This is a genomic window from Paenibacillus odorifer, assembly GCF_000758725.1.
GTDB classification, from domain to species: Bacteria; Bacillota; Bacilli; order Paenibacillales; family Paenibacillaceae; genus Paenibacillus_AQ; species Paenibacillus_AQ odorifer.
Window position 1 is genome coordinate 1,318,356 of record NZ_CP009428.1, and the last position, 18,800, is coordinate 1,337,155.

Sequence of the window (18,800 nt, forward strand, 5' to 3'; positions counted from 1 at the left end):
TTAGAGATGCGGAAATTTAAAAAAACAATTTCAACGTTTATGGCCCTTGTATTACTACTTCTTTCATTCCCTGAATTTTATTCGGGGAGTGTTAAGGTAGAGGCGGCAGGTGACCCAAATATCGTCAATTTTATGGATATTCGTCTTGAAGGATTTAATAAAACAACTCCTTGGGAGCCTGCTATGGGGAATATAGGATCTTTGAATTTGAATATGCCTGCTATGACCCTAACCAATATTACTTTTAATCTAACAACAAGAATACTGCGCTACGATTATGTACCTGATGCGCCTGTAGTTTTAACATCAGGGGATATTAATTGGTACTATGATACGCAGCGTACTAGATTTCTTAATATTTACAGTTATATGTACAGGACAGATGGAAGTGGTAATACTGATTATGCTACTGATGCCTCATGGAGAATTGAAGAAATGCCACCTGTGAAAAGTTCGGATAGTCTTCAGTTTAACCTTGACAGAAATACAACCGCTTTTTATGAAAGTTATGCTTATCCAGCGAAGTATGGCATTCCAAAAGCCCTTAGAGTCGCGCTAAGAGCAAGTGATGCGCAACACCAACCTAACGAATGGATGAATGGTTGGCATAACAACGTATATTATGATTGGGAGAACATACCTCTAGTAATAAATTCGGCACCTACTCTTACAGTGACTACACCAAGCGAGCAGCAGCTATTAAATGAGCCAGGATTCAGTGGAATGAACATCGAGGGATATGTTCGAGATGTGGACAATAATGATCTAGTCGTTAGTGCTGAAATCCCTAATGTGTTCTATAAACAAGTCAATGTCCAACAGGCACTAAATAATAAATGGTTTTCCATCCCAATAGATGTTTTGGCAGACGGAATTCCTCCCGGACGACACAATATCATTATCAAGGTTGTGGATCCCTATAATTATAAGGATGAGAAATCGTTGGTTGTTAATGTATCTTATAGGCTTAGGAATAAATCCTTTATATTGATTAACACTCCTATAGACGTATCAACCACATACAAGGACTATGAAGGAGATTCTAAATATCAAGAACGCTATAGATACGATCATAACCCGTATTTCTTCGATAATTCAATGGGTATCGTTTCGGATAGTGGGTTATGGCGTTCAGAAAGGTATACCTCCTTTCCATATAGCGGACTCTATAACGCAACCTTTCAAGCACGAGATAATCCTAAAAACGATGACCGATTCGATGACTATCGTTTATGGAGTCGAGATAATTTATCCTCAATGACCTATCATGTTCATCGGAAGCCCATTGCATTGTTTGCTGCCAAACTGGCGTGGGGATCTCTTCAGCTAACAGATAGTTCCTACGATTTGGACCACATCATGGCTGTTAATAAGGGACTTATAGCTTGGCAATGGCAGTATAAAAAAACTGATTCTGAAATATGGACAGACGGTCAACCGCCAGCTCAATTACCGAGTTCTGGACAATATGACATACGCCTTAGAGTACGTGATGTCGATGGCGAAAATGGGTTAGGGGTCTGGAGCGACTGGTGTGTAAGGACGGTGGGGGCTGCAGGTAATCTACCTCCCGTAGCGCTATTTACTGTTGATCCTAATATTGTTTCCTATCGCAAAGCTACTACCATAACAGACAAATCGTTTGATCCGGATAATGATCCATTAGATATGTATTACTGGACGGTTATCAAAGATGGTTGGAACAAAGTTTGGGAGCATTGGGGTGGAGCTACAACGCCACCTAATATCGCAGCTTTTGGAATCGGTAATTATCAAATTAGTTTACAAGTGCATGACAACCGAGGTTTATGGTCAGATTGGTATCGCCAAAATGTCCAGGTGATTAATCACCCACCCGCAGCAGCATTTAACATGCCAGCTGAAGTATATCGAGATACTGTAATTACAATGGATAATCTAACACCAGATCCTGATGAAGATGGAGATTCGCTTGCTTATTTATGGTACGCCAAACTCAACAATAGTCCTTATTATTATGCTGGCAGCAACCGCAACCAATCTTTGACGATACGAGATCTTATTGCTGGAAACGGAATTTCACCGCAACAGGCTATATCAGAAGGATGGGAAATGCGCCTTAAAGCAACAGACGTACCTAATCCCTCAAGTATTGGAGCTTTAAGTTCCAATGCAACACGTGTATTTACTGTTAAAAATCATGTTCCAACAGCTGCTATTAATGGTCCATCGGCAGTATTCCAATATGATACCCGACAATATACATCTTTTGATGAGGATGGAGATCCCTCAGATCTCGCTAGTCTGCAATACTTCTGGAAAGTAACAGATAGTGATGGCATTACGCAATGGTTTCGAACTCCTAATATTGATGTTAATTTTCCTGAGTCCGGTATCTATACATTGGAACACTGGGTTATCGATCAGATCGGTGATAAGTCTAATATAGCTACGTTGAAGGTGAATGTTACTAAGAATCTAGCGCCCTCGATGACATTGATAACCCCGTCGGGAACCGTAACCAATCCATCCGTAATAGATGCCGAAATACAAGGAGATCCATTAATTAAATGGAATTATACAGACCCAGAGAGTGATCGGCAGGAGAAGTACCGTTTAGAATTTTTTTCAAAAGACGGACTCTTAGTTAAGACAGTTGAGAACCTTGACACCACAGGTCAGCTGCGGCAATATCAACTCCCTAACCATACATTCAATCGATTTGAATACTTCACTGTATATGGGCGGGCTTATTCCAAGTTATCCTGGTCAGAAATATCTAACGAAAAAACGTTTATCATCGACAATCCGCCGCAGCCTGGATTCACACTAATCACGGATACAGGTAGAGATGCTGCCAAAGAGCCGATTTATCGGACGGATCTTCTTAATATCAAGAGCAAAGCGACGGATCCAGACCTTCCAAAAGGAGATACGATCAGCTATAAGTATGATTTGAAATCATCCAACGGGACGTACGGATTGGCTAGTACTCAAGCTGAATTTACGAAGAAATTCACCTCAAATGGCGTCTTCACCTTGAAACAAACCGTTACGGATTCTCTAGGACTGTATCGAGAGCTATCTCTGATTATCACCGTAGCCAACCGTAAACCGACCGTAACGATAACGTACCCAACAAGTACTGACTCAAGTAAGCCTATGATCGCAAGTACGCTTACACCAATCATCAAGTGGGATTATCAAGATGAGGATGGAGATGAACAACAGCGGTATAAGGTACAAATTATCAACTTGGCGACAGGGATGGTTAAGGTTCAATCTGGCGAACAAAATTCAAGTGCCAAACAGTGGCAAGTGCCCGCGGGAATATTGGTTGAGAACGAAAAATATGCCGTGGAAGTGGAAGCTTTTGATGGTTATAACTGGAGTAATATCTCAGCGCGTAAATATTTCATGGTTAATCTGCTGAGTATTAAAGGTGGGGTCCAGCACACAGAGGAATGGAATAACAACCGTAAAGGCTACAATTTGAACAAGAGCGGTAATGAGGAGAGTCCAAGAGGCTACAATGTGTTTTGGGCAGGTGAGCGATTTATATTGCAAGGGATAGCAACCGGTCTACCTGATACTGTTGAGGTAACGATGACGGGAGGTTATTCTACGCAACTAAATCCAACGAACAGTGACAAAACCTTGTGGACAGGCGAATTATATGATCCAGCATTTGTGAAACTTCCCGATGGTCCAGTGAAATTTACCTTCACAGCTAAGAATGAGTACAATACCAAAATAGATACAGTTACTGTTGTGATCGCTGGCGATTGGTCCGAATATTTTCGGAACCATCGTGTGAAGTAATGATATATCTACGACTTTATCCTTTTTTCATCTAAAAAGGGCTACGCGGAAATACGATCCGCATAGCCCTTTTTTTACGAGCAACAACTTATATAACTCCTTCAGTCCGTTCTTCATTCATTCTCATCATTCTTGTCGCAACGGAAGGTGTATGTAAAGGTATATTCGTCGAACGCGCAGAGGCTCTTTGAGCTCTACGCACATAATAGGATAACTTGCCGCTGAATATTTTATGGGAACAGAGTGAAAGAGCGAAATCCTCCGGGGTAACAAAGCAGGAAGGCTTATTCACAGGCTGAACTGCGGTATTTTCAAATAAGGAAGCAACAAAATGAGAGCAGAAATAAGCGTTCTCTCGATCTATTTTAACATTTAGAAGTACGCCGATCAGGCCTAAAAGATGGTATTTATAACGTTCCTGATTTTTCATCATCCCTTGGACATGATTGTACATGGCATCGTATTCCGTGGCACTAACACGTAACTGATAAATAGAGCAATTTGCGCTGCTATAAAAAGGGTGAATGAAATTTTCTTGAATCAGACCCGCGACGAATGGATTGTGCATTTTTTTTCTTCCGAAGCTGTACACCTCACGTAGTTCACTATCAAAGGCGATCGAAGCATGGTTCAGATCAGCTTTTGTAAACCACTTAATGAAACCACTGAAGGCTGTACCTGTACCGGTAAGCACAATATAAACATCCTTTTTCGAAGTCATGTTCAGAATTCCTTTCCACTTGGAGATATTGGATAATGAATGAAAATTTTACTTGAGTAACTCCATCTTACTTTATATTCGAGCATTGTAAAACAAACTTTAGTCGCAATAGAAAACTAGACCATAGGCTAAGTAAAAACCCGTCTCATGACATAGTTACTTTTGCGTATATAAATGCGTAGATATTGCAAAACATAAGCTGTCAAACAAAGAGTTTTTAAAAACAATTGGAATTGCTTCCACACTAGTGATACAATAAGAGTCAAAATGACATTCTTGAGATTTCAGAGGAGGAACTATTAAATGAGTGAACAAGAACAAGCGATCCAGAAGGAAGAAAACTCAACAGTAGATAACTTGTCTATCACAACAATTCGTACGTTGGCTATTGATGCTATCGAAAAAGCGAATTCCGGCCATCCAGGTATGCCAATGGGTTCTGCACCAATGGGCTACCAACTGTTTGCAAAAACAATGAATCATAACCCTGATCATCCAACATGGGTAAACCGCGATCGTTTTGTATTGTCCGCTGGACATGGTTCCATGCTTCTGTACAGCTTGCTGCACCTTAGCGGCTATGATCTTCCTATGGAAGAATTGAAACAATTCCGTCAATGGGGTAGCTTGACTCCTGGTCACCCGGAAGTTGGTCACACAGCTGGTGTTGATGCAACTACAGGTCCGCTTGGACAAGGTATTGGTATGGCCGTTGGTATGGCTATGGCCGAAGCTCAATTGGGCGCAACCTACAACAAAGAAGGACATAACGTAGTTGACCACTATACTTATGCTATTTGTGGTGATGGTGACCTTATGGAAGGGATCTCTTCTGAGTCCGCTTCTCTTGCGGGTCATTTGAAACTCGGAAAATTGGTTGTATTGTATGATTCAAATGATATTTCCCTTGATGGTAAATTGAATCTTTCTTTCTCCGAAAATGTAGCTCAACGTTTTGATGCTTATGGTTGGCAAGTTCTGCGTGTAGAAGACGGAAATGACCTTCCGGCTATTGAAAAAGCTATTGCTGAGGCGCAAGCTGAGACTAGCAAACCGACTTTGATCGAAGTGAAAACAGTTATTGGTTATGGTAGCCCTAACAAACAAGGTAAAGGCGGCCATGGCGGTACTCACGGTTCCCCACTTGGAGCAGAAGAAGCTAAGCTGACCAAAGATTTCTACAAATGGGTATACGAAGAAGATTTCTATGTGCCTGATGAAGTTCGTGCACATTTTGCAGAAGTGAAGAAAAACGGAATCGCAGCTAACAAAGCTTGGGACGACAAATTTGCGGCTTACAAAAAAGCATATCCAGAGCTAGCTGCACAATTCGAAACAGTAATCAATGGCGATCTTCCAGAAGGCTGGGATGCTAACCTTCCAACTTACACTACTGAAGATAAAGCAGTATCGACTCGTGTCGCTTCCGGTAGTGCGCTTAACGGTCTGACTGCTGGCGTTCCTCAGCTAGTGGGTGGTTCCGCTGACTTGGAAAGCTCCACTATGACGCATTTGAATGGTTTGACATCTTTCACACCAGAATCTTATGATGGCCGCAACATTTATTTCGGCGTACGTGAGTTTGGTATGGCTGCTGCAATGAACGGTATTGCTCTGCACACTGGTCTTAAAGTATTCGGAGGAACATTCTTCGTATTCACTGACTACCTGCGTCCAGCAATTCGTTTGGCTTCGATCATGAAATTGCCAGTAACCTATGTACTGACACATGACAGTATTGCAGTTGGTGAAGATGGTCCTACGCATGAACCAATCGAACAATTGGCTTCCCTGCGTATCATCCCAGGTCTAACTGTTATTCGTCCGGCTGATGCTAACGAAACTTCTGCAGCATGGGCTTATGCTATGGAAAACAAAGAGAATCCGGTTGCTTTGGTTCTGACCCGTCAAAACTTGCCAATTCTTGCTGGAACCGTAGATGGCGTTCGTGAAAACATCAAACGTGGTGGTTATGTTGTCTCTGATTCCAAAAATGGCACTCCACAAGCACAACTTATCGCAACTGGTTCTGAAGTACAGTTGGCAGTTAAAGCGCAAGCTGCTTTGGCAGAAGAAGGCATCGATGTTCGTGTAATCAGCTTGCCAAGCTGGGATCTGTTCGAAAAACAAGACAAAGAATATCGCGATTCCGTAATTCTTCCAGGAGTCAAAGCTCGTCTTGCTATCGAAATGGCACAAACCTTCGGCTGGGAACGTTACACTGGTGACCAAGGCGATATCCTAGGCATCACTACTTTCGGAGCTTCCGCCCCTGGCGATAGAGTTATGAAAGAATACGGCTTTACTGTAGAGAACGTAATTAGCCGTGTGAAAGCACTTCTGTAATTAACTGAATAATCATTAGGGGGAGAACAAGTAATGAGTCAGTTTAACAACGCAACGATCGAAAAAGCAGCCAATGTATATTATGGCGGACAAGTAACCAGCCGTACGGTAATTTTGCAAGATGGATCTAAGGTGACACTGGGCATCATGTTGCCGGGTGTGTATGAATTTGGTACAGATGGTCCTGAAATTATGGAGATTCTGTCCGGCGATCTTAAAGTGCTGCTTCCCGGCACTGAGGTATGGCAGGAGATTAAGGGAGCGTCAACGTTCAATGTTCCTGGCAACTCTAAATTTGCGTTGGAAGTATTTGAAGTAACTGATTATTGCTGTTCTTACCCGGTTCTATAGAAAACAGACTTTTCTAAGGGTTGTCCTATAAGTAGCTTTTTTCATTGAGTGAGACGACCCGGATACACTTTAAAAATCGTAGAAGTCAGCAAAGCAGCTGTTCTCCCGTTATTGGAGGATCGCTGCTTTTTGTTGTGGCTGGTGATTGCTTGATGTTCAATTATGTATTCATCATTCTATTTTGAGGCTTAAGGACTCAAATGACGTTAGAGCTGAATCGGATAATCACTAAATTAGCACTGAGTCATAACCATCCCCACCGCGTACGGACCCAGACGACGTTAGCGCTGGAGCAACACTAATTTAACACTGGGTCAGCACCATTCCTACCACTTAAGGACCCAGATGACGCTATTAGCAAATTTATAGCCTTTGGAGCAAGCTTTCGGACTCCAGTGCAGCTATTCCATAGAAACAGCCTCATAATTGGCATTTTTTATGCCAATAACGACTATAGAGTCCGATAGCATGCCAAATGTGAGATTATACTACGAATAAGGTCAGCTGAGTCCGATGGCACTGTGACATCACTAACTTTAGGCACCGGGTCCGCACCAACCCAATGCTTACGGACCTAGATGACGCTAACACTGGATCAACACCAATGTAGCACCGGGTCGACACCAATCCTACCACTTAAGGACCCAGATGACGCTATTAGCAAATTTATAGCCTTTGGAGCAAGCTTTCGGACTACAGTGCAGCTATTCTATAGAAACAGCCTCATAATTGGCATTTTTTATGCCAATAACGACTATGGAGTCCGATAGCCAGCGACTAACTAGCCTAACCAGTAACTAACCAGCATTTCACCACTAATTCAGTAACTTTTTGCGACTAACCAGTACTTCGCGACCTTCTTAGTAACTATCCCACCAACACCGCCACAACGTTATGAGTAACACCACAGCAACCAATATTTTCTTGCACTAAAACAGTTAATTTGGTATTATAAATACACAAACAAACGTTCGTATATTTGGTTTGACAATGGGATTGTCTATAAAGAAAAGACCGCATCGCAATATCATGTGCGGGGCGGTCGTAAATGTTCTTATGAAGTAGGTATTGAGTTCTTGAATTTATTTATCGGATACATTTGCACCCATCTTTTGGCCGATCCACTCTTCGTAACATTTCACTACAGCAGAGAGATCTTCTTCACCATAACCTTGGGTGAATCCAGCTTGGAACATGCTTTTAGCCAAGCCCAGCATAGGAGAAGGAACGCCTGTTGAATCGCTGTGGGCAGAGGCAAGCTTCAAATCCTTAAGCATTAGAGCGAGGGAGAATTGATTGCTGAAATCATCTTCTATGATTTTACGTCCTTTAAGCTCAGCTTGTTTGCTGCCCGCTGAACCAAGTTGTACCAGTTCCAAGAACTTGTCTGCTGGTACGCCTGATTTAACGGCAATGGCGAACCCTTCGGCTAGGGCAACATTATGAATGCCGACCATAGCATTGTGAGCCAGCTTAGCTACAGCACCGCTGCCGTTTTCACCCATATGTAGCAGCTTCTTACCCAAAGTATCAAAGATATCACGATGTTGTTCTATGACCTCAGCACTACCGCCGACCATGAACACTAAGGTTCCTTCAATCGCTGCTGGTTTGCTTCCAGTTACTGGAGCGTCTAGGAAATGTCCACCACGAGCTTCTACAGCGGCGGCAATTTCGCGAACCAGTCCCGGTGAAATTGTGCTGGAATCAATAATTAGTCCACCAGGCTTCACAGCATCAAGAATACCATCTTGATCATAAAACACTTCACGAACCGAATCATCATTGCTGATCATGGTAATAATAACATCCTTACCCTCAGCCGCTTCGCGGGGCGTGAGAGCAGTCTGGGCACCTTCTGCTTCAAGAGGTTTACATTTGGCTGCCGTACGGTTGTATACCGTAACCTGAAAGCCGCCACGTAGTAAATTGGAGGCCATAGGCGCACCCATTGTTCCGAGTCCGATAAAACCGATTTGTTTCATTTATATAGCCACCTTCCGTTTTCTTTATTCTATCACGGCACTTTGTCCAGCACCACAGCACACCTATGTCTTTTGATACAGGAAACGCTTCCAAGGAACTTTGAAAAACTTGGTTCTAATGCCCTCTATGTGCCCTAAGACCTTGCCAGTCAAGGCAAATTAAAGTATCCTAATTATAAAGTTGTAACAAACGGTTTTAAATTTAAAGAGATAAAACAGGAGGTTACCATTACCGATGTCTAAGAAGATTAATTTTGACTACACAAAAGCTCTTTCGTTTTTTAACCAACAAGAAATCGACAACCTTGCCGCCCCAGTTAAGCTAGCACACGAACAGTTGCATAACAAGACTGGTGTAGGTTCTGACTACCTTGGATGGATCGATCTGCCGACAGCTTACGATAAGGAAGAATTTGCTCGCATTCAACAAGCTGCTAAGAAGATCCAAAGCGATTCCGAGGTGCTGATTGTAATTGGTATCGGAGGTTCTTATCTGGGAGCACGCGCAGCTATTGAGGCGCTATCGCATTCTTTCTACAATAACCTTTCTAAAGATAAACGCAAAACTCCAGAAGTTTATTTCGCTGGTAATAACATTAGCTCTACATACATCACGCATCTGCTTGATCTAGTAGAAGGCAAAGACTTCTCCGTGAACGTAATCTCCAAATCAGGAACTACTACTGAGCCAGCAATTGCTTTCCGCATTTTCCGCGCTGCGCTGGAGAAGAAATACGGCAAGGAAGAAGCTCGTAAACGCATTTACGCTACTACAGACAAGGAAAAAGGTGCCCTTAAGAAATTGGCAACTGAAGAAGGTTATGAATCCTTCATCATTCCAGACGATGTAGGCGGACGTTACTCCGTATTGACACCTGTAGGCTTGCTGCCGATTGCTGTAGCTGGCATTAACATTGAAGAAATGATGCAAGGTGCTGCTGCCGCTGCGGATGAGTTCAACAATCCAGATGTAGCTACTAACCAAGCTTATCAATATGCTGCAGTTCGTAACTCTTTATACCGTAAAGGTAAAACAACTGAAATCCTCGTCAACTATGAGCCTTCCTTACACTTTGTATCTGAGTGGTGGAAACAATTGTTTGGCGAAAGTGAAGGTAAGGACTTCAAAGGAATTTATCCTTCTTCCGTTGATTTCTCCACAGATCTACACTCCATGGGTCAATTTATCCAAGAAGGTAACCGCAACATTTTTGAAACGGTTATCCAAGTAGATCAAGTAGCTCATCATGTTACGATTGAGAATGATCCGGATGATCTGGACGGCTTGAACTTCTTAACAGGTAAGACTATGGATTTCGTGAATAAGAAAGCTTTCCAAGGTACAATGCTTGCACATACAGATGGTCAAGTACCTAACCTTATCGTTACTATTCCTGATCAAACACCATACACCTTTGGATATTTGGTGTACTTCTTTGAAAAAGCCTGCGGTATCAGCGGATACTTGCTCGGTGTTAACCCATTTGACCAACCAGGCGTAGAAGCATACAAGAAAAACATGTTCGCATTGCTTGGCAAACCAGGTTACGAAAAAGAAAAAGCAGAGCTGGAAGCAAGACTTACTGAATAGTATTGCAGAAGGTTTTACAATGGCTATTAATCACAGAACATTCATACTAATGTAAGTCACCAGGAGCAGTCCATAGGTAATCCAATACCGGGACTGCTCCTGACATTATATGAAGACATCATATGTAAATAAGGACTGGAATAATTATGTTAGAACAATATCAAACGGTCCGCTCTTCCGGCTCAAAGGAAGTTGTGATCCGTAAATCCCGCTTCATTGGTCATGTTATGCCAGTGGAGAATGAAGAAGAAGCTTTGTTGTTTATCGAGGACATCAAGAAGAAACATTGGAACGCAACGCATAACTGTTCTGCTTATGTGATTGGGGAGAGAGACGAAATCCAGAGGCAATCGGACGACGGGGAGCCGAGTGGTACAGCCGGCAAACCGATTTTGGAAGTAATCCGCAATCAGGGAGTTAAAAATGTCGCAATCGTAGTTACCCGTTATTTCGGAGGCATTATGCTGGGTGCCGGTGGGCTGATTAGAGCTTATACGGATGGAGCAGTGCTTGCGCTTGAAGCAGGAGAAGTAATCACCCGTGTACTGAGACGAGAGGTATTCGTAGAGATCGAGTACACTTGGCTGGGCAAGGTTGAGAACGAACTTCGAGGAAGAGGGATTCAGACTGGCGAGACTTTGTTCACCGACAAGGTAACGTTGTTATGTTTGCCGCGAAATGATGAGGGTGACACTTTTATGGCATGGATGACAGATCTAACCCAAGGGCAAGCCCTGATAACAGAAGGGCGGCGGATTTACTACAGCGAAGGGGATTAGTATATGGCAAGGAGAGCAGTGGAGCAGGAGTTGTCGAGGGAAAGGATTCTAGAGGCCGCTAGGCATCTATTTATAACCAAAGGGTATCGGGCAATTTCAATGCGAAGTATTGGTCAGCATTTGGGATATAGCCACGGCTCTCTCTATTATCATTTCAAGGAAAAGGCGGAGTTGTTCTACGCTATTGTTGTAGAGGATTTTAATCATGTGGCTGCTTTACTCAGCCAAGTAATGAATAAACCGCCTGAAGAAGGAATGACAAGGGTAGAACAGCTGATTATGGAATTTATTAGATTTGGAATAGATCATCCCTATCAATATGAAATTATGTTCATGATTCGCGATGAGGAATTGCTAGCTTATTGTAGAGCAGAACAGGGACGATGTTTTGATTTATTCTCAAGTATTGTACGCCGTCATATGAAGGAAGAGGGATATGTGTCTGAGGACTGGCAGAATGTGCCGTTAACAATGTTCTTGTCTGCACACGGATTTATTTCTTATTATATCCAGGATAAAGTATCGTTTGACGATGTGAAAGAGGCAGCGTTAGCTCATATAAAGGTTTTATGTCGCAGCCTTTAACATGCTGTTTTTTTTATAGATCTTCACTTTAAAGCTGTGCATTGGTATAACACTGCTTCTCTGCTTGATGAAAGTATTACTAGACTCTAGTTATAGTCTAAATGGCCGCTCCGTAGCGATAACGGAAGCGGCCATTTGTATGTTTATTATCCCTCTACTATTTTTAAGAAACATTGCCGGCGTCTAGGTCCATCGAACTCACAGAAATAAATACCTTGCCAACGACCGAGAACTAATTCACCTTCGTGGATAATCAGGGTCTGGGAAGGCCCGGTAGTAATAGATTTAAGATGAGAAGCAGTATTGCCTTCCGCATGCCGATACTTCGGATGCTCCCAAGGGTAGACCTCATCCAGACGCATCAGAACATCATGCTTCACATCAGGATCCGCATTTTCATTAATAGCAATACCAGCAGTGGTATGAGGACAATAAACTACAATCAATCCGTCTTGAACTCCACTTTTTTTTACATAAGAAATGACTTCCCGAGTAATATCACGCAATTCATCCCGCTTTGTAGTAGTGATCTCCAGAGTATGCAACATAATCATTCCCCTTCCTGTGAGGTGCCATTTTTTAGTGTACCTTTGATACATATATTTTAACCCAAATTCACTTGAAAGTAATTGACGGCGGTGAGAAGGATTTGGTAAAGTAGTAATAATATAAAACCAAGTATATAAATAGGAATAATTAATGAGGATTTTGGTTAGTATACCGACCGGTTATCCGGAGGTGGGAGGGCAAAAATCATTGAATTCGCTGCTTAGACACAAAGGCTGGACTTGGGGTTTCCGAACTACAATTTTGCTTTATTTTGTAGTATTGATCGTGTTGCCCATACTCGGGGTCTATTACAACTCTTTTTCTCTTGGTTTTGGCAATTTTGTGGAAAGCGTCAGCGACCCAATTGCTTGGAAGTCGGTGCTGTTAACCTTAAAGCTGGCGATTATCGCTACTTTAATTAATGTCTTGTTAGGAACTATGATTGCTTGGGTCCTTATTCGTTATCAATTTGCTGGTAAAGCGCTGCTAAACAGTCTGGTCGATTTACCTTTTGCACTGCCAACAGCAGTCGGAGGTTTGATGATTCTACTGCTGCTTGGACCAGGTAGCCTTATCGGCAAAGCAGCTGAGGCACTTGGATTTGAAATTGTTTTTCATCAACCGGCTATCGTAATTGCTATGGTGTTCGTGACGTTTCCATTCGTGATTCGAGCGGTTCAGCCCTTGCTGGAGGAGTTGGATCCATCCGAAGAGGAAGCAGCATATACAATGGGTGCCAAGGGGGCAAGGGTATTCTGGCAAGTTATTCTTCCATCTATGGCGCCTGGGATGATCAGTGGTGGGATGCTCGCATTTTCAAGAGCGCTTGCGGAATTTGGTGCAGTGGTACTCGTCGCAGGTAATATTCCGGGCCGTACGCTTGTATCTTCTGTTTTTATTTTTGGTGAAGTTGAAAGTGATAATCCGGTCTCCGCCGCTGCGGTTTCTGTTATTCTCTTGACCTTATCCTTTCTCATTCTTTGGCTGATTAATATGCTGCAGATGCGGGGGAGACGCTCATGAGAAAACTATGGATTGCTCTTACTTATTTAGTGTTTTTTTTGCTGATTGCTGCTCCATTAGGAAAAATGGCTATGGGTGCTTTTAGTGAAGGATTTGGTGGATTCTGGAATGCACTGACTAGGCCCGAAGCGCTGCATGCGCTAATGATGACTGGGCTTGTTGTGATAGTAGTTACGTTATTAAATACATTGTTCGGTATTATGATGGCTCTGTATCTTGTTCGGGCGAACTGGATCGGCAAGCGTCTAAAAGGATTATTGAACAGTATTGTAGATTTGCCTTACGCAGTATCCCCTGTAATCGGAGGATTGATGATTGTCCTGTTGCTGGGTCCCGATAGTACCTTGGGGGCGATTTTTGAGGGGATTGGACTAAAGATCGTTTATGCGATTCCCGGAATGATCATTGCCACTTTATTTGTTACCTTTCCTTTAATGGTGCGCGAGGTGATGCCGGTGCTTCAGGAGATTGGTTCACAGCAGGAGGAAGCGGCTTCGACATTGGGCGCTCGTAGCTGGACTATTTTTTGGAAGGTAACTTGGCCTTCGATTCGTTGGGCGGTTGTGTATGGTGTCATTCTTACGGTGGCACGTTCACTTGGAGAGTTCGGTGCGGTGCTCGTGGTCTCGGGGAACATTATGAATAAAACCCAGACGGCGACAACTTTAGTCTATCAGGATGTTGAGAATTTTAATGTAACGGCTGCTGGAGGAATAGCGCTAGTTCTGGCTGCATTTTCCGCAGGTCTGCTGCTGTTGATGGAATGGACCAAGAGAAGAAAGGAAGTGCAGTAATATGCATGTAGAAGTGCGGGGGTTAAACAAGCATTTTGGAGATTTTCATGCGGTCAAGGACGTCAATTTCACCATTACAAAAGGTCACCTGATTGGATTGCTCGGCCCAAGTGGAGGCGGGAAAACCTCAATTCTACGTATGCTGGCGGGACTGGAGTCACCGGATACCGGAGAGATTATTTTTTATGGTCAAACGGTGAACAATCTTCCTCCTCAAGAACGTGGGATCGGCTTCGTCTTCCAGAACTATGCACTCTTCAAACATATGACTGTATTTGATAATATCGCTTTTGGTCTAAAGGTTAAAAAGGCTAACAAAACAGCCATCCGCGATCGTGTTATGGAACTTGTGGAGCTTACAGGGTTAAAAGGGTTCGAGAAACGTTATCCGCATCAGCTATCAGGGGGACAACGTCAGCGTGTGGCTTTTGCACGTGCGCTTGCGCCTGAACCACAGCTGCTGCTTTTAGATGAACCTTTTGCCGCTATTGATGCGAAGATCCGCCAGGAGCTGCGCGCTTGGCTGCGTGAACTGATTGAACGTGTAGGTATCACCTCTATTTTCGTAACCCATGACCAAGATGAAGCGATTGAAGTAGCGGATGAAATCATGATTATTAATCAAGGACGCTTGGAACAAAAGGGTACCCCGTGGGATATTTACAAGGAGCCTAAAACACCGTTCGTGGCAACATTTATCGGTGAATCTACGCTGATTGAGAACGCTTCTGAGGTTAAAGGCTTTACAGGTGCGGGGGACGGCAAGCCTACCAAAGCACTGATTCGTCCTGAATATATTGAAGTGGGTAACCTGCATGAGTTCAAGATGGCTTCTGCCACGGAAAAAGGTGTTGTGAAACATCTGCATTTCCGCGGAAGCGAATGGCTCGTTGAGGTTGAAGTAAATGGCCACAAGCTGGTCACCTACCGTTCGTTGGAGAAAGAAACCTTGCAGCCGGGTCAGGAAATTTCAGTACTGGTACATCGGGCTTATTTATTTAATGATGAGCGCAGCTGGATCCAGGAGAACAACCTGAAAGAAGATCCAATGCCGATTTTTATTTAAAAATAAATAAAATGATTTTCAATTTTTTTGATAGTAGCGAATGTGATGAACTAGGATTAGAGGAACTGATGTGAAGGTAAGAAGTAATGAAGTGGAAGTTTGGAACTGTAGGAGCGGAGTGACCGCCTTTGTTTCCGGATTTAATCCGCTGAGAATATAAAATCAATAAATCTGGGAACAACAGCGGCCGAAAGTCCAAACATTCCACGTAATTACGGCAAATAACGAACGTTGGTTACTTGAATTTTAAGTTTCAGCCATAGAGCTACTTTCAAGGAAATATTAAAAATCATTACCTCGAAGGATGTGGGCCGCAATGAATGTCAAAAGGAGCAGACAACTGCACGGATGTTTTGCTGCCCTAATGCTGGCTATACTCACACTGACAGCAGTCGGTTGCGGGAATGAGAAGGCAGTTACGACGATGGCAGAGCCTTCGAAGCAAGGGGATGTTACGCTGGTAATTGGCGCATACAGTGTGGCTAAGGATGCAATGCAGGATATTTTGCCGTTATTTGCTGCGAAGTGGAAAGCGGATACGGGTCAGGATATTAGTTTTCAGGAGTCTTATGAGGCTTCAGGGACACAGGCACGAGCGATTGTAGGTGGATTTGAAGCGGATGTGACGCTGCTAGCCATGGAAGGTGATGTCGAGAAGCTAGTTAAGGCTGGACTCGTAGCGTCAACATGGAAAGAGCAGGGTGAACAAGGTATGGTGACACGTTCAGTAGTTGCTCTTGGTACCCGCGAGGGAAATCCCAAAGGCATTCGCGATTTTGCGGACTTAGCCAAGCCGGGGATTAAAGTGTTATATCCCAACCCTAAGACCTCTGGTGGTGCGCAATGGGATATCAACGCGATCTATGGGGCTGGTCTGAAGCTGTCAGAGGAGCAGGAGGGCGCAAAGGATCCAGCAGCAGCCAAAGCTTTTTTGGAAAGTATCCATGCCAATGTAGAGTCTCTGGATAAAAGTGGCCGCGCTTCTATGGCAGCCTTCGAGTATGGAGTGGGGGATGTAATTGTCACCTATGAGAACGAACTGCTGGCGCGGATTGCTCAGGGAGTCAAATACGAAGTTATTATTCCTAAAAATACAATTCTGATTGAGAATCCGGCGGCTGTTGTAGAGAAATATGCGGATGAGCATGGGACACGCATAGCATCAGAAGCACTGGTTGATTTTTTGATAACCCCACAGGCACAAGAGATCTTTGCAAAATATGGCTTTCGTCCCGTGGATAAACAAGTCTATGCTGAGCACAAAAGCGATTACCCTGATCCGGCGGGCCTCTTTGATATTAACTATTTAGGAGGCTGGGATGAGGTGCGAAGCTCACTTTATTCCAAGCGTGGAATTTGGTATCAGGTACTTGCCGGAATATAAGGTAGAGGTATAACAAAAGAGTCATCCCAGCAGTTCTTCTGTGGTGGGGATGGCTTTTTTTGGTGGGTCTCTTTAAGATAGAGAGAGGGTAATTTAGATTTATTACTTCGTTGAAGAGAACCTGAAGGAGAGATAACAGATGGATACGTTGGTGTTTTTGGGTACAGGGGATGCCATGGGGGTTCCTCGGGTATATTGCAGCTGTGAGACCTGTACAGAGGCAAGGGAACAGGGGGAAAATATTCGCCTGCGCTCTTCTGTACTTATAGATAATGGCAGTGACTTTTTAGTGATCGATTGTGGGCCTGACTGGCGGCGTCAGATGGAAGCGCAGGGAGTACGAAATATGCGCAGACTGCTGGTGACGCACGCTCATTTTGACCATATTGGTGGGCTGCCGGAATGGGCGGATGCCTGCCGCTGGATGGGATATAAAGGCCAGCTCTATGCCCCAGCAGAAGTGATTCCGATTATTGAGCGGCAATATCCATGGCTGCGCAATCAGATCGAGATGATTCCTTGTGATGAAGGCATAGAGCTAGACGGCTGGACAATAGATATCTGGAAAGTGAACCATGGCAAGAATGGATACTCGTATGCTTTTCGTCTGGAGAAGGAGGGCTATGTATGGGTGTATTGTCCAGATTCCATTTCTCTTGGAGCTGAAGAGACACGCCTGATGCATGGAGCTGACTTGCTGGTATTAGGTACAAGCTTCTATTACGAAGCAGCGGAGTTATCCACTCGTTCTGTATATGATATGACGGAAGCTGCGGAGCTGCTGCAAACTGTGAAGCCTCAAAAGGCAATCTATACCCATATGTCGCATGATGTGGATATGAGAAAATCATATATTTTACCGGAAAATGTTACGCTGGCCGAGACGGGGATGAGAATACCCTTAGGATCTTCAGATGAAATTTAGGTAAAAAGAAAACTCCCTTCATTTGCTGGAAGGGAGTTTTCTTGATCTTATTTAAACCTGTTATATTCCGCCTTGTTGAATCTGTTTAATTAACTCTTCAAGCCAATAAATGGAGTGGTCCGCTTTAGTTGAGATATTCACTAAATCAAAAAGGGACATCATTCGGGCAACTTCAGCCTGTTGATGTTCCTTTTGTGATTTCTATTGCATTCAGTATTCAGATCCCGATATATACTATATAATCAAAAAGCATATCGTATTATTTTTACATATTTAGAATAATTATCATCGCCAGAGGAGGAGTACGAAGTGGCTGACTCCAAGGATCCAATCCTGCTTGATTTTCCCGAGAGTTTTGAAACAGAGAGGCTGCTCATTCGTGCCCCTTTATGGGCAGATGGAGTTAGCATGAATGAGGCTATCCGTGAAAGTATAGATGAATTGAGACCTTGGATGGCTTTTGCTCAAGTAATACCCACATTAGAAGAATCAGAGAAAGTTACTAGAGAAGGCAGACTGGAGTTTCTAAAAAGGGATAAGCTACATATGCGTATTTTTAGAAGGGATACGGAGGGTTTTATCGGCTGCATTAGCCTGCATCATCTAAACTGGGAACTCCGCAATTTTGAGATTGGTTATTGGATCCGGAGCGCCTGTGCAGGCAAAGGATATATGACAGAAGCCGTAAATGGAATCACCAATTTTGCCATACGGGAATTAGGGGCGAATCGTCTCGAAATCTTTTGTAGTGCACGAAATATCAAAAGTGCCGCGGTAGCCGAACGTGCGGGTTTTACACTGGAGGGGATCCTGCGCAGTACGAGTCTTGGGCATGATGGGGAATGGCATGACAGTAAGGTGTTCGCTAAGGTTAGAGGTATAGAATTTTAAGTGAGAGGG

At 43.5% G+C, this 18,800-nt stretch carries 15 protein-coding genes; 12 read left to right on the forward strand and 3 right to left on the reverse strand.

Annotated features, from left to right (window positions below; translation table 11 throughout):
- The first annotated feature begins 6 nt into the window (after positions 1 to 6).
- Entirely contained in the window at positions 7 to 3,801 is a 3,795-nt protein-coding gene (locus tag PODO_RS05700; protein ID WP_038569130.1) for a glycoside hydrolase family 78 protein, read from the forward strand.
- A gap of 88 nt (positions 3,802 to 3,889) precedes the next feature.
- Here the strand turns inward: PODO_RS05700 and PODO_RS05705 are convergent, their stop codons facing one another.
- Positions 3,890 to 4,522, reverse strand: a complete 633-nt coding sequence (locus PODO_RS05705; RefSeq protein ID WP_036681725.1) for a hypothetical protein — start codon at positions 4,520 to 4,522, stop codon at positions 3,890 to 3,892.
- Positions 4,523 to 4,825: 303 nt separating this feature from the next.
- Between PODO_RS05705 and tkt the strand changes: the two genes are divergently transcribed.
- Both tkt and ppnP read left to right on the forward strand, forming a co-directional pair.
- Entirely contained in the window at positions 4,826 to 6,868 is a 2,043-nt protein-coding gene (gene tkt / locus PODO_RS05710; protein ID WP_038569131.1) for a transketolase, read from the forward strand.
- Positions 6,869 to 6,901: 33 nt separating this feature from the next.
- Positions 6,902 to 7,219 carry a pyrimidine/purine nucleoside phosphorylase gene (ppnP, locus tag PODO_RS05715; protein WP_036681729.1) on the forward strand — a complete coding sequence of 106 codons (318 nt, stop codon included), beginning with the start codon at positions 6,902 to 6,904 and terminating at the stop codon, positions 7,217 to 7,219.
- Between the two features lie 1,082 nt (positions 7,220 to 8,301).
- On the opposite strand, the gene PODO_RS05720 is transcribed toward ppnP, so the two are convergent.
- Positions 8,302 to 9,204 carry an NAD(P)-dependent oxidoreductase gene (locus PODO_RS05720; protein ID WP_036681731.1) on the reverse strand — a complete coding sequence of 301 codons (903 nt, stop codon included), beginning with the start codon at positions 9,202 to 9,204 and terminating at the stop codon, positions 8,302 to 8,304.
- A 235-nt stretch (positions 9,205 to 9,439) separates the two neighbouring features.
- Here PODO_RS05720 and PODO_RS05725 point away from each other — a divergent pair, with 235 nt between their 5' ends.
- The 3 genes from PODO_RS05725 to PODO_RS05735 all read left to right on the forward strand — a co-directional run bounded on the left by PODO_RS05725 (position 9,440) and on the right by PODO_RS05735 (position 12,159).
- The gene (locus PODO_RS05725) at positions 9,440 to 10,795 is read left to right on the forward strand and encodes a glucose-6-phosphate isomerase (protein WP_038569135.1); all 1,356 of its coding nucleotides are present in this window, start codon (positions 9,440 to 9,442) and stop codon (positions 10,793 to 10,795) included.
- A gap of 146 nt (positions 10,796 to 10,941) precedes the next feature.
- Positions 10,942 to 11,574 carry a YigZ family protein gene (locus tag PODO_RS05730; protein WP_038569136.1) on the forward strand — a complete coding sequence of 211 codons (633 nt, stop codon included), beginning with the start codon at positions 10,942 to 10,944 and terminating at the stop codon, positions 11,572 to 11,574.
- 3 nt (positions 11,575 to 11,577) lie between these two features.
- Positions 11,578 to 12,159, forward strand: a complete 582-nt coding sequence (locus PODO_RS05735; RefSeq protein ID WP_036681739.1) for a TetR/AcrR family transcriptional regulator — start codon at positions 11,578 to 11,580, stop codon at positions 12,157 to 12,159.
- A gap of 146 nt (positions 12,160 to 12,305) precedes the next feature.
- Here the strand turns inward: PODO_RS05735 and PODO_RS05740 are convergent, their stop codons facing one another.
- A complete protein-coding gene (locus PODO_RS05740) occupies positions 12,306 to 12,707 on the reverse strand; it encodes a secondary thiamine-phosphate synthase enzyme YjbQ (RefSeq protein ID WP_038569138.1) in 402 nt (133 codons plus the stop codon).
- A 208-nt stretch (positions 12,708 to 12,915) separates the two neighbouring features.
- On the opposite strand from PODO_RS05740, the gene cysT reads away from it, so the two are divergent.
- The 6 genes from cysT (at position 12,916) to PODO_RS05770 (ending at position 18,791) form a co-directional block, all read left to right on the forward strand.
- Positions 12,916 to 13,731 (forward strand): sulfate ABC transporter permease subunit CysT, encoded by an 816-nt coding sequence (gene cysT, locus PODO_RS05745; RefSeq protein ID WP_038569140.1) that lies wholly within the window; start codon positions 12,916 to 12,918, stop codon positions 13,729 to 13,731.
- Entirely contained in the window at positions 13,728 to 14,525 is a 798-nt protein-coding gene (locus PODO_RS05750; protein WP_036681745.1) for a sulfate ABC transporter permease subunit, read from the forward strand. Before cysT ends, PODO_RS05750 begins: the two co-directional genes overlap by 4 nt.
- A 1-nt stretch (position 14,526) precedes the next feature.
- The gene (locus PODO_RS05755; protein WP_038569142.1) at positions 14,527 to 15,591 is read left to right on the forward strand and encodes a sulfate/molybdate ABC transporter ATP-binding protein; all 1,065 of its coding nucleotides are present in this window, start codon (positions 14,527 to 14,529) and stop codon (positions 15,589 to 15,591) included.
- Between the two features lie 316 nt (positions 15,592 to 15,907).
- Positions 15,908 to 16,975, forward strand: coding sequence for a sulfate ABC transporter substrate-binding protein (locus PODO_RS05760; RefSeq protein WP_038569145.1), 1,068 nt, complete (start codon positions 15,908 to 15,910; stop codon positions 16,973 to 16,975).
- A 139-nt stretch (positions 16,976 to 17,114) separates the two neighbouring features.
- Positions 17,115 to 17,900, forward strand: coding sequence for an MBL fold metallo-hydrolase (locus PODO_RS05765; RefSeq protein WP_036681762.1), 786 nt, complete (start codon positions 17,115 to 17,117; stop codon positions 17,898 to 17,900).
- Positions 17,901 to 18,209: 309 nt separating this feature from the next.
- Positions 18,210 to 18,791: a GNAT family N-acetyltransferase gene (locus PODO_RS05770; protein WP_038569147.1), complete on the forward strand. Its 582-nt coding sequence runs from the start codon at positions 18,210 to 18,212 to the stop codon at positions 18,789 to 18,791.
- Positions 18,792 to 18,800 lie beyond the last annotated feature (9 nt).

Bases quoted from the DNA above. Each gene is read 5' to 3' on its own strand.
- PODO_RS05725 (WP_038569135.1), top strand. From the start codon at position 9,440: ATGTCTAAGAAGATTAATTTTGACTACACAAAAGCTCTTTCGTTTTTT.
- PODO_RS05720 (WP_036681731.1), bottom strand. From the start codon at position 9,204: ATGAAACAAATCGGTTTTATCGGACTCGGAACAATGGGTGCGCCTATG.
- PODO_RS05765 (WP_036681762.1), top strand. From the start codon at position 17,115: ATGGATACGTTGGTGTTTTTGGGTACAGGGGATGCCATGGGGGTTCCT.
- PODO_RS05760 (WP_038569145.1), top strand. From the start codon at position 15,908: ATGAATGTCAAAAGGAGCAGACAACTGCACGGATGTTTTGCTGCCCTA.
- PODO_RS05755 (WP_038569142.1), top strand. From the start codon at position 14,527: ATGCATGTAGAAGTGCGGGGGTTAAACAAGCATTTTGGAGATTTTCAT.
- PODO_RS05730 (WP_038569136.1), top strand. From the start codon at position 10,942: ATGTTAGAACAATATCAAACGGTCCGCTCTTCCGGCTCAAAGGAAGTT.
- PODO_RS05740 (WP_038569138.1), bottom strand. From the start codon at position 12,707: ATGTTGCATACTCTGGAGATCACTACTACAAAGCGGGATGAATTGCGT.
- PODO_RS05700 (WP_038569130.1), top strand. From the start codon at position 7: ATGCGGAAATTTAAAAAAACAATTTCAACGTTTATGGCCCTTGTATTA.
- tkt (WP_038569131.1), top strand. From the start codon at position 4,826: ATGAGTGAACAAGAACAAGCGATCCAGAAGGAAGAAAACTCAACAGTA.
- PODO_RS05735 (WP_036681739.1), top strand. From the start codon at position 11,578: ATGGCAAGGAGAGCAGTGGAGCAGGAGTTGTCGAGGGAAAGGATTCTA.
- ppnP (WP_036681729.1), top strand. From the start codon at position 6,902: ATGAGTCAGTTTAACAACGCAACGATCGAAAAAGCAGCCAATGTATAT.
- PODO_RS05705 (WP_036681725.1), bottom strand. From the start codon at position 4,522: ATGACTTCGAAAAAGGATGTTTATATTGTGCTTACCGGTACAGGTACA.
- PODO_RS05750 (WP_036681745.1), top strand. From the start codon at position 13,728: ATGAGAAAACTATGGATTGCTCTTACTTATTTAGTGTTTTTTTTGCTG.